Source organism: Psychroserpens sp. BH13MA-6, from assembly GCF_052983595.1.
The window spans coordinates 38,169-49,888 of sequence record NZ_JBRJGE010000002.1; the positions used below are offsets into that span (position 1 = coordinate 38,169).

Below are 11,720 nucleotides of genomic sequence, written 5' to 3' on the forward strand. Positions count from 1 at the left end.
TTAGTTACTTTTTGGCTACTTATTACGGCAATACCTTAATCCCGAAAATTTTTAAATTAGTCACAGTTACCGTTCTATTGACCTTTTATTATTGTCAGTTGCAGCGAATGGCTCATCTTTTCTTAACGATATTTCTAGTCTTCTTTGTTGGCGATGCATTTGCAGTGTTTGATTTTGGAAGTTTGTCCACAGAGTTATCTAAAGCTTTCTATATGGGAGCTTATCTTTTCTTAGCATTTGTTCTTCTCAGTAAATTGAAAAAAGTGAAGTTTGAAGGTCTTGTGACCGTTTACCTTATATTAGTCTTGCTATTAAATTCCTACTTCTTGTATGCGCTCTATGGCGTTGCCAAAGAGAATTTCGTGGATGACGTTAATTTGATATTATATATTTGTCACGGCATTACCTTAATAGCCATTACGTATTTGGCTTTCGCCGTTTATTTGAGTCGGGAAACAGCACAATCCATCACCTTTCTATTAATGGTATTTTGCTTTGTGTTTGCCGATGTATTAAACTACATCTGTAATTTATATGTCTACTATTGGATCTTCGAATTCTTTGAAGGGATTCTTCACATGGCTGGTTTATTCCTGTTTTATAAGTATGTCTATGATCACCATACGAATCGTTACAGTGAAAAGCGCATCAATTTTTCAGAATATTTTGTGCCTACAACAGAAAAACTCCGACAAATAACCGTGCATCTCTAATTACACAATAATAGAGGTTCCCTTGGCCGATTTGTTCTTATCAGCATCGAAGTAAAAATCTATTTTACCGAGATTGATGCCATAGCAACCAACTTGATTAACCAATAGATTTTGTCCTTCAGAATTTTTTACAACTGTAGGCTTCTTTAAAAACGTATGGGTATGTCCTCCGATGATAAGGTCAATGTCTTTCGTGCTTTCAGCTAGTTTGAGATCACTAATTTTATCAGATGTGTTGCCGTAATAGTAACCCAAATGAGATAAGCAAATGATGAGGTCACATTGTTCATCAACTTTCAAAATCCGCGTCATTTCTTGTGTGGTTTCCACAGGATCTAAATACACGGTTTCTTTGTAAAGTTTTTTTCCAACTAATCCTTCCAACTCTATACCTAATCCGAAAATACCAATTTTGATACCATCTCGTACCAATAGGCGATAAGGCTTCACATGCGTGTCCATGATGGTGTTTGAAAAATCATAATTAGCGGATACAAAATCAAATTTAGCATGTGGTAATTGTGCATAAAGGCCATCAATTCCATTGTCAAAATCATGGTTTCCAATGGTTGCGACATCGTATTTTAGCATGCTCATTAGTTTGAATTCTAATTCTCCGCCATAATAATTGAAATAAGGAGTACCTTGAAAGATGTCACCAGCATCTAGAAGTAAAGTATTTGGATTTTCTTTTCGGATAGCTTCTATTAGACTCGCGCGTCTTGCTACACCACCTTGATTAGGGTTTCTACCGTCGTCTGGACCAAATGGGTCTATATGACTATGAACATCATTGGTGTGTAGTATCGTTATTTTTTTTTGAGCAGGCTTAAATGATGACAAGCCAATAGTACCCAATCCTACCAAGGCCGATGCTGCTGCCGTTTGTTGTAAAAAAGCTCTTCTTTGCATAATTATTGGTTTAATTGGATAAAACGTTCATCTATGGTTGGACTTAAAGTATCGATTTTCTTAAAATAATCAATTAAGACATTTCTAATTTTGTAATTGAGATCGTAAAGCGTGTCATTAGTTTTAAAAAAGTCCATGTGATCACCACCATTATAGAGATAATCATTAGTAGCTACATTGTAGCTTTTATCAAAATCTAATGGCTTACCATGCAAATTAGCAGCTTTTAATTGGCCCTCTTTATCAAGGATGATTTGTAACTGAGAAATAGGGTGCGCCCGTTTGGCTTTGACCAGATAGTCAACGAGTGATTTGACTTCAGGACCTTTAAGTTTTACAACGACAACGGCATTGTCAAAAGGCATGACTTCGTAGGCCGTTCTTGTAGTGACATCGCCCTTAGATATGATGGATCTGATACCACCGTGATTCAATAATACAAAATCAATATCCTCTCCAGATCGACTTTTAAAAATAGGGTTTGATTCACTGTAAACCGCATCGGCCATCATATTACCAATAGCCGTGTTTAAGTCACCATCAGATTTGGAATAGGTATTCTTGGCAAAAGCTAAAGTACTATCTAAAGTGTTATTGACATGCGTTCTGTATGGTGTTATAAAAGCTTCTATGTCTGGATCAATAGCTAAACTATCAGAGATATTTATTTGTTGACCTTCAATTTTATTCAGGTGGTATTCTTGTTTACAGCCACTTATAAATACGATCGAAATTAGTAGAATGAAATGTTTATAATTCATTGATTTTATTATCATGTGATTATCAAATCTAACGCAGTGTTTTTACTACATTTGTACAAAGCATAAATATAAATGATTTTAAAGGCATTTAAGGAAAAATCAAATCAAAAATTCGTCAACAAATTGTTAAGTGCTAGACGTATTGCTGTAGATCATTCTAAAATGGCGAGTGTAGGTGTGGTTTTAAACCTTAGTGAGTTTTCAGATTTTGAGGCATTTAGAGCCTTTTTTAAGAGTTTAGGTTTACAACAAGCTAAGACTAAAATTATTGCTTTTGTGGAAGACCCAAAAAATGCAAATGATCTTTGGGATACGTATATTAACCCCAAAGATTTTGGTTGGAAAGGGAAAATTAATAGTATGGATCTTCAATCTTTTATTGATATGCCCTTTGATGTTTTAGTATGCTATTACAAAGAGCATCATTTAGAGCTCAATTTATTGACAGCTCTGTCTAAGGCAAATTTCAAAGTAGGTTTGTATGATGATGATCGGAGGTTATATGACTTAATGATTGATGTCAACCCAAAGGATTTTTCGCTTTTCAAAAAGGAATTAACGAAGTATTTAACAGTTTTAAATAAATTATAATGACAAAATTTCATGGTACAGGTGTGGCGATTATTACACCATTTCATGCAGATCTTTCGGTAGATCATAAAGCATTGGCTCATCTAGTAGACTATAATATTAACAACGGTACAGATTATATTGTTATAAGCGGTACAACTGGAGAAAGTGTCACAATCACCAAACATGAAAAGCAGGAAATCATTCAAACGATTATCAAGGCAAATCAAAAGCGTGTACCTTTAGTTTTAGGTATAGGTGGAAATAATACAGCGCAGGTAATTGAGGAAATTAAGTCGACCGATTTAAGTGAAATTGATGCGCTTTTATCGGTGTCTCCTTATTACAGTAAACCACAGCAAGAAGGTATTTATCAGCACTTCAAAGCCATTTCAGCGGTTTCTCCAGTGGATATTATCATGTATAATGTGCCAGGTAGAACATCTTCAAATATGTCGCCAGAGACAACTTTGAGACTGGCCAAAGACTTTGAGAATATCATTGGTGTGAAAGAAGCAGGAAATAATGTACATCAATACTTAAAGTTGCTAAGAGACAAACCAGAAGATTTCTTGATTATATCTGGAGATGATGATTTGGTTCTAGGTGTTGTCTTAGCTGGAGGTGCAGGAGTGATTTCAGTTTTAGGTCAAGCTATTCCTAAGCAGTTTACAAAGATGATTAATTTAGGTTTGGAAGGAAAAGCCAAAGAGGCCTATAAAATTCATTTTGATTTGATGGACATCACCTCCCTCATTTTTTCTGAAAATAATCCAGCAGGAATCAAGGCGGTGTTGGAGACATTAAAACTATCAAACGCGACCGTAAGATTGCCATTAGTAGAGGCATCAGATGACCTAAAAATGAAAATTGCAAAGGCACTTGAAAAATTAGATGTCTAGAATAAAAGTTAAATATAACTTAAACATAAGGAGTGCCTAATTTCATCCATTATTTTAGCATAAAATTTTTGTTTTTATAATACGTTATAAATACGTACTTTTGCAACCTGTTTTTTATTTATGAAGAAATTATTTTATTTATCTCTTGTACTTTTGGTTTTAACGTCTTGTAGCGAATTTCAAAAAGCTATGAAATCTGACGATGTGGCTTTGAAATATGCCAAAGGGACTGAGTTATTTGAAGCTGGGAAATGGTCTAAAGCGAATAAATTATTTGCTCAGATTATTCCTAATTATAGAGGGAAACCTCAGGCGGAAAAGTTGACGTATATGTATGCGATGACGTTCTACAATATGAAAGAATATATTTCCGCAGGATACCAATTAACACAATTTGAAAATAGATATCCGCAAAGTGAGAAAGCACAAGAGACGTCGTTTTTAGCCGCCAAATGCTATTACGAAATGTCTCCTATTTACAGTAAGGATCAACATGAAACTATTGAGGCTTTGGAAAAGCTGCAGCTGTTCGTGAATAAATACCCGAACTCTGAATACTTGCCACAGGCTAATGCGCTTATCAAAGAATTGGATTACAAATTAGAGAAAAAAGCCTTCGAAATAGCGAAGCTTTACAATAATATTGCCTATTTCGAGTCGTCAGATTATGAGGCCGCTATCAAGGCATTTGATAATTTTTTAGTTGATTATCCAGGTACTAGTTTTAGAGAGGAAGCCATGTTTTATCGCTTGGATTCCGCTTATAAATTAGGTATCAATAGTATCAAATCAAAACAAGAAGAGCGCTTAAATACGGCCATGAATTATTACAACAATTTTAAGAAATTCTATCCAAATTCAGAATTTATAGAAGAAGCCAATAAAATGAATGAGGAGATGATTTCTGCGAAACAAGAACTCAATACAAAAAGTTAATTTATAGAGACAATGGATTTAAAAAAGACAAATGCACCTGTGACTACAGAAACGTATGATAGAAATGTCATTGATGCACCAACAGATAATATCTATGAAGCTATTTCAGTGATTTCTAAAAGAGCTGAGCAAATCAATACTGATATTAGAAGAGAATTGGTTGACAAACTTGAGGAGTTTGCTACATACAACGATAGTCTTGAGGAAATCTTTGAAAACAAAGAGCAAATTGAAGTGTCTAAATTCTACGAAAAATTGCCTAAGCCACATGCTTTGGCAGTTCAAGAGTGGTTAGACGATAAAATTTATTACAGAAACACTGACGACGACGTCAAGGAATAATACAAAGATGTCTATATTAAGTGGCAAGCGTATACTTCTAGGCATCACAGCCGGTATTGCTGCTTATAAGACAGCAAGCCTAGTTAGGCAATTTATAAAAGCAGGCGCTCAGGTAAAGGTCGTGATGACGCCTGCTTCTAAAGACTTCATTACACCTTTAACGCTTTCAACCTTATCTAAAAATCCCGTTTATTCTTCTTTTACTAATGAAAAGGATGATAATGCGACGTGGAATAATCACGTGGAACTGGGACTTTGGGCAGATATGTTCATTATTGCACCAGCAACAGCAAATACCATGGCTAAAATGGCAAATGGTGTTTGTGATAATTTATTGTTAGCCACGTATCTTTCAGCAAAGTGTCCGGTATATTTTGCACCTGCAATGGATTTAGACATGTATAAACATGCTTCTACTAAAGCAACATTTGATAAATTGGCCTCCTTCGGAAATGTGATGATTCCAGCGACGTCAGGTGAATTGGCTAGCGGACTTGTTGGAGAAGGTCGTATGGCTGAGCCTGAAGCCATTTTAGAGTTCATTGAAAATGACGTTCTAGGAAAATTGCCATGGCGTGGTAAAAAGGTAATGGTCACTGCAGGTCCCACGTATGAAGCCATAGATCCTGTGCGTTTTATTGGCAATCATTCAAGTGGAAAAATGGGCTTCGAAATTGCCAAGGCAGCTGCCAATTTAGGAGCTGAGGTTGTTTTGATTTCAGGGCCAACTAGCCAGTCGGTGTCACACCAATTAATAGAAGTAGTCCATGTTGTAAGTGCTCAAGAGATGTATGAAGCTGCTCATCGGTATTTTAACGACGTAGACATAGCCATCTTATCTGCAGCAGTGGCAGACTACCGTCCAAAAAATGTATCAGATCAGAAAATAAAGAAGTCCTCTTCAACGTTAACTCTGGAGTTGGAAAAAACTAAGGATATTTTAAAATCATTGGGTGCTATTAAAAAACAGCAGTTTTTAGTGGGATTCGCCTTAGAAACCAATAATGAGGTTGAACACGCCAAAGGGAAGCTCAAATCAAAACATTTGGATTTGATTGTCTTAAATTCCTTAAATGATAAAGGTGCTGGTTTTGGCGGTTCAACAAATAAAATTACTTTTATCACAGCATCGCATGAGATTATTGAGAATGAATTAAAGTCGAAAACGGAAGTCGCTGAAGATCTGATGCAACAAATTTTAAAACAAACACATGAATAAATACATCACACTATTATTGGTTTTAATTACAAGTTGGTCTTGGTCTCAAGAACTGAATTGCAATGTTGTTGTAAATGCGCAGCTTACTGGTAATGAAAATGTGCAAGTATTTAAAACTTTAGAGCGTCAGCTAACAGAGTTTGTGAATAATACACAATGGACAGATAAGTCATTTAAGGCTCAAGAACGTATCGATTGTAGTATGGTTATTACCATTGACGATTACGATACCGATTTATTTCAAGCGTCTATTCAAGTACAAAGTTCGAGACCAGTTTATGGCTCTACATATGGAAGCCCTGTCTATAACTTTAATGACAAAGATTTTAATTTCCAATATTTAGAATTTCAGAATTTTGTATTCAATCCCACTCAGTTTGAATCCAATTTAATATCGGTCATTACCTTCCACGTTTATATGATTTTAGGTTTGGACGCGGATACGTTTACTGAAAAAGGTGGTGATCCATATTACAAACAAGCACAAACCATTTTAAATTATTCTCAACAGAATAATGCCAAAGGCTGGAAATTAGAAGATGGTCAGCAAACCCGATTTGTAATTATTGATAATATCCTATCACCCACATTTAAGGAGTTCAGGGAAGTTATGTATACGTATCATCGTAACGGATTGGATGAAATGAGCAATAACGCCAAAGAAGGAAAACAATCGATTATTAATTCTATTGATAAACTCAAGGAAATGCAACGAAGAAGACCTAACTCATTTTTAATGCGTGTATTTTTTGATGCAAAAGCAGATGAAGTTCAGCAGATATTTAGCGGTGGACCTAATGTAAACGTGGCGGAATTAATTTCTACCTTAACAAGGTTAGCGCCAATGCACTCTTCCAAATGGCGTGACATCAAATTTTAAAGGAACGCTCTTTCAAGACATAAAAATTTGACCAGCGATTGATTGATTATCTGGTTAAATACCTAAATTTGTTATACAACTATTATTAGATATTTCAGGAATGCTCACACAGCTTACCATAAAGAATTTTGCCCTTATTGATGAACTTCAAGTGAGTTTTGGTAATGGTTTAACCATTATTACTGGGGAAACAGGAGCGGGTAAATCCATATTACTTGGTGGCCTGTCTTTAGTTCTTGGTAAACGAGCCGATTTGAGCGCCGTAAAGGATTCTGGTAAAAAGTGTGTTGTAGAAGCGACTTTCGACATTGCAAAGTATCATCTGAAATCGCTTTTTAAATCCGAAGATCTGGATTATGAGCCCATTACAATCGTAAGAAGAGAGATTTTACCGTCAGGAAAATCAAGGGCATTTATCAATGATACGCCTGTGAACTTAGATAGCATGCAGGTTTTGGGTGAGCGTCTATTAGATATTCATTCGCAGCATCAAACACTGCAACTCACCAATGATGATTTTCAATTTGATGTGATAGATGCTTTAGCTAATAATTCTAAGGTACTTGAAGAGTATCAACTGTTATTTGGTCAGCTAAAAGCAGCTAATGCGCAATTGGTCAAACTTCAAGAGCAAAAGGCAGAGGCGATTAAAGAATTGGATTACCAGGTGTTTTTACTCAAAGAACTAGAAGAAGCGAAACTAGAAGGTTTAGAACTAGCATCTTTAGAGAGCGAGTATGAAACCTTGAACAATATTGAGGAAATCAAAGATAAATTGTCTTATTCTCATAAAATTTTAGGAAATGAAGAGCTTGGTGTGCTCGTTAATCTCACAGAATTAAAACAGCAGTTATCGAAGCTTTCAGGATTTGGTAAAGCTTATGAAATGATCTACCAAAGAGTGAATAGCAGTGTTATTGAATTAGATGATGTATTTGCAGAATTGGAAACATTAGAAAGTCAACTCGAAGCGGATCCAAATCGCTTGGATGTAGTCAATACTAAACTACAACAACTCCATAATTTAATGCAGAAGCATACGGTTAGTTCCGTAGAAGAATTGCTAAGCATTCAGCAAGATTTATCATCTAGAATTTCAGATACGGAACACTTAGATGCTAAAATTTCAGATCAACAATTAGACATTGACAAACTAAAGGCTCAATTAGAAGACCTTGCAACGACAATCCACAAGCAACGCATAGCGGTCATACCTGAACTCATTAAAGCATTGGAAAACCTACTCGCGACTCTTGGGATGCCAAACGCTAAATTTAAAATCGAATTACAAGACTCAAACACCTTTTTGTCAAATGGTAAAGACGAACTACAATTTTTATTTTCAGCGAATAAAGGTGGTCAATTCAACGATTTAAAGAAATCAGCATCAGGTGGTGAGTTGTCACGTATTATGTTGGCTATTAAATCTATTTTATCAAAATATACGCAGTTGCCGACGATAATGTTCGATGAGATTGATACCGGTGTTTCGGGTGAAATATCTAATAAAATGGGGTATATCATGCAGCAAATGAGTAAAACCATGCAGGTATTTACAATCACACATTTACCTCAAATTGCTGCTAAAGGGGATGTGCATTTTAAAGTGTTTAAAACCGATGTAGATGATGTGACTCAGACGCAGTTGAAAAAGCTGAACGGTGAAGAACGCATTGTTGAAATTGCCCAAATGCTAGGAGGTGCCAACGTTTCAAATTCAGCTTTGGAACATGCAAAGCAATTACTCAATTAATAGTATCTTTGACGATAGAAAATCAACTAACAATATAATTCATAGGTATGTCATACAATTTATTAAAAGGAAAACGCGGAATAATATTCGGAGCATTAGACGCTAATTCGATAGCTTGGAAAACAGCAGAACGAGTTCATGAAGAAGGCGGTACTTTTGTACTTACCAATGCACCAATTGCAATGCGTATGGGACAAATTAATGAATTGGCAGAAAAAACAGGTTCACAAATTATTCCTGCTGATGCCACTTCAGAAGAAGATTTACAAAATCTGGTTGAAAAATCCATGGAAATTTTAGGCGGTAAAATTGATTTCGTACTGCACTCCATAGGAATGTCCATCAATGTGAGAAAAGGACGCGCATACACCGACCAAAAATATGATTGGACCCAGAAAGGAACAGATGTGTCGGCAATGTCTTTTCATAAAGTAATGCAAACTTTGTACAAGGCAGATGCAATGAATGAATGGGGAAGTATCGTCGCTTTAACTTATATGGCGGCGCAACGCGTATTTCCTGATTATAATGACATGGCAGATAATAAAGCTTATTTAGAAAGTATTGCCAGAAGTTTTGGCTATTTCTTCGGTAGAGATAAGAAAGTGAGAGTAAATACCATCTCGCAATCACCTACACCAACTACCGCTGGTCAAGGTGTTAAAGGGTTTGATGGATTTATAGCTTATGCTGAGAAAATGTCTCCTTTAGGAAATGCTACAGCACTTGATTGTGCTAACTATACAGTGACACTTTTTAGTGATCTTACCAAACGTGTCACATTACAGAACCTTTATAATGATGGAGGCTTTAGTAATATGGGTGTGAGTGATGCGGTCATGGAAACATTTATAGACTAAATCGAAACCCTACATTAAAAAAAACTTAAACCGATAATTGTATTATCGGTTTTTTTATTGACATTTATCACAGCTTGATTGATGCCATTGAAAATCAACTCGGTAAAATTTTATACATTTGAAATATGCTAAGAAAGGTCTTTTCATTTTTTCGTATTCTGCTCATTGTGGGAGTTGTGAGTGTTGGACATTCACAATTACAGTTTAGCAATGTTGCTATCAATTCGGGATTAAATGCCGTTCAAGGTGGTACTGCCTATGGCAATGGTGTGTCATTTTATGATTTTGATAATGACGGATGGGATGATGTGACCATGACATCGGCTGTAAATAATCAAGTGCGATTTTATAAAAATACGAATGGTGTTTTTACGGAAGTGGACTTTGGCCTGTCTTTTCTTAATTATCAAACACGATCTGCGACGTGGGTCGATTATGATAGTGACGGTGATAATGACCTTTTTGTGACCAGTGATACAAACGGAAACAAACTGTTGAAAAACCTTGGGAATATGATTTTTGAGGATATTACCTTATCAACAGGCATGGTCACTACCAATATGTTCACGTTTGGAGCCAGTTGGGGCGATTATGACAATGACGGTTTATTAGATCTTTTTTTAAGTAATAGGACCGATACAGTCACTAATAAACTATATAAAAATAATGGTGATGACACTTTCAATGATGTGACCGATCAATCTGGAATAGATTCAAATGCTGCCTTTTCTTTTTGTTCTGTTTTTTTTGATATGAACAATGATGGGCATCAAGATCTTTATGTTTCAAATGATAAGTTGAGTTATGCCAACAAGCTTTACAAAAACAATGGTGATGGCACATTTACGGATATTAGCGTAAGTTCTGGAACAGACATTATGATTGATGCTATGACAGTGACTGTTGGTGACTATAACAGGGATGGTTATTTTGATATTTATATTACAAATAATCCCTCTGGAAATGTTCTTTACCGAAATAATGGTGATGAAACGTTTCAAAATGTGACCTCTGCTACAGGTACTATTTTTAACAGCATAGGTTGGGGCGCTAATTTTTTTGATGCTGATAATGATCGCGATGTAGATTTATACGTTAGTGGTCAGTTGGATGGCAGTATTCCAGGACTTTTATCTGCAGCATTTTATGAAAGTGTTGACGGGAATTTTTTCGGTCTTAATAATGGCTGTTTTGTAGGTGATACCGCTGAAAGTTACTCGAATGCTATAGGCGATTTTAACAATGATGGACGAATTGATGTTATTGTAAGTAATAACAATGAGGAACTTCACTTATGGCAAAATGAAACAACGCCTGCTTTAAATTGGATAAAAGTGAATCTTGTTGGTGTTCAAAGTAATATTAAAGGTGTAGGAGCGAAGATTGAAATTTCGGTAAATGGTCAAAAGGACTATCGCGTTTTAAAATGTGGTGAAGGGTATCTAGCACAAAATTCAAGTACCGAACATTTCGGACTCGATGCTTCTACTTTAATAGATTATATTAAAGTCTATTGGCCGAGTGGTATGATAGACACTTATTTTGGTGTCCTGCCAAATCAAGTATTAACGCTGCATGAAGGTGATACATTAAGCCTTACTGACACAGAAACTCATGATGTTATGGTATTTCCTAATCCCGCAGAATCGTTATTATATATTAAGGCCAATTCTGAAATTTTAAATGTGACTTTTTTCGACGTTCTAGGAAATGAACTTCAAGTTCCTAAAAAAGCGTCAAATATTTTTGATATAGCTGGTTTGTCTTCAGGTACTTATGTGTTATCCGTATCAACTGGAAATCGGGTTGAAAATCATCAATTTTTAAAGCGATGAAGCGTTCTTTCCATCGTATAAAATAAACACTTTACCG

12 protein-coding genes are annotated in these 11,720 nt (G+C 35.6%); 10 read left to right on the forward strand and 2 right to left on the reverse strand.

Features of this window, described 5'->3' with window-relative positions:
* Window positions 1-107: 107 nt before the first annotated feature.
* Window positions 108-713 carry a hypothetical protein gene (locus ACU8DI_RS04750; protein WP_447111607.1) on the forward strand — a complete coding sequence of 202 codons (606 nt, stop codon included), beginning with the start codon at window positions 108-110 and terminating at the stop codon, window positions 711-713.
* Here the strand turns inward: ACU8DI_RS04750 and ACU8DI_RS04755 are convergent, their stop codons facing one another.
* Window positions 714-1,625, reverse strand: coding sequence for a bifunctional metallophosphatase/5'-nucleotidase (locus tag ACU8DI_RS04755; protein ID WP_447111608.1), 912 nt, complete (start codon window positions 1,623-1,625; stop codon window positions 714-716).
* A 2-nt stretch (window positions 1,626-1,627) separates the two neighbouring features.
* The gene (locus ACU8DI_RS04760; RefSeq protein ID WP_447111609.1) at window positions 1,628-2,386 is read right to left on the reverse strand and encodes a 5'-nucleotidase C-terminal domain-containing protein; all 759 of its coding nucleotides are present in this window, start codon (window positions 2,384-2,386) and stop codon (window positions 1,628-1,630) included.
* 72 nt (window positions 2,387-2,458) lie between these two features.
* Between ACU8DI_RS04760 and ACU8DI_RS04765 the strand changes: the two genes are divergently transcribed.
* The 9 genes from ACU8DI_RS04765 to ACU8DI_RS04805 all read left to right on the forward strand — a co-directional run bounded on the left by ACU8DI_RS04765 (window position 2,459) and on the right by ACU8DI_RS04805 (window position 11,683).
* On the forward strand, window positions 2,459-2,977 hold the full coding sequence (locus tag ACU8DI_RS04765) for a DUF6913 domain-containing protein (RefSeq protein ID WP_447111610.1): 519 nt from the start codon (window positions 2,459-2,461) through the stop codon (window positions 2,975-2,977).
* A complete protein-coding gene (gene dapA, locus ACU8DI_RS04770; RefSeq protein WP_447111611.1) occupies window positions 2,977-3,858 on the forward strand; it encodes a 4-hydroxy-tetrahydrodipicolinate synthase in 882 nt (293 codons plus the stop codon). Before ACU8DI_RS04765 ends, dapA begins: the two co-directional genes overlap by 1 nt.
* Window positions 3,859-3,978: 120 nt before the next feature.
* Window positions 3,979-4,794: an outer membrane protein assembly factor BamD gene (locus ACU8DI_RS04775; RefSeq protein WP_447111612.1), complete on the forward strand. Its 816-nt coding sequence runs from the start codon at window positions 3,979-3,981 to the stop codon at window positions 4,792-4,794.
* 12 nt (window positions 4,795-4,806) lie between these two features.
* Window positions 4,807-5,136: a DNA-directed RNA polymerase subunit omega gene (locus ACU8DI_RS04780; RefSeq protein WP_447111613.1), complete on the forward strand. Its 330-nt coding sequence runs from the start codon at window positions 4,807-4,809 to the stop codon at window positions 5,134-5,136.
* Between the two features lie 7 nt (window positions 5,137-5,143).
* Window positions 5,144-6,355: a bifunctional phosphopantothenoylcysteine decarboxylase/phosphopantothenate--cysteine ligase CoaBC gene (gene coaBC, locus ACU8DI_RS04785; RefSeq protein WP_447111614.1), complete on the forward strand. Its 1,212-nt coding sequence runs from the start codon at window positions 5,144-5,146 to the stop codon at window positions 6,353-6,355.
* A complete protein-coding gene (porD, locus tag ACU8DI_RS04790) occupies window positions 6,348-7,235 on the forward strand; it encodes a type IX secretion system protein PorD (protein ID WP_447111615.1) in 888 nt (295 codons plus the stop codon). The genes coaBC and porD overlap by 8 nt, the downstream gene beginning before the upstream one ends.
* A 100-nt stretch (window positions 7,236-7,335) precedes the next feature.
* On the forward strand, window positions 7,336-8,988 hold the full coding sequence (gene recN, locus ACU8DI_RS04795; RefSeq protein ID WP_447111616.1) for a DNA repair protein RecN: 1,653 nt from the start codon (window positions 7,336-7,338) through the stop codon (window positions 8,986-8,988).
* 47 nt (window positions 8,989-9,035) lie between these two features.
* Window positions 9,036-9,848, forward strand: coding sequence for an enoyl-ACP reductase FabI (locus ACU8DI_RS04800; protein ID WP_447111617.1), 813 nt, complete (start codon window positions 9,036-9,038; stop codon window positions 9,846-9,848).
* A 125-nt stretch (window positions 9,849-9,973) separates the two neighbouring features.
* Entirely contained in the window at window positions 9,974-11,683 is a 1,710-nt protein-coding gene (locus ACU8DI_RS04805) for an FG-GAP-like repeat-containing protein (protein ID WP_447111618.1), read from the forward strand.
* The last annotated feature ends 37 nt before the right edge of the window (window positions 11,684-11,720 follow it).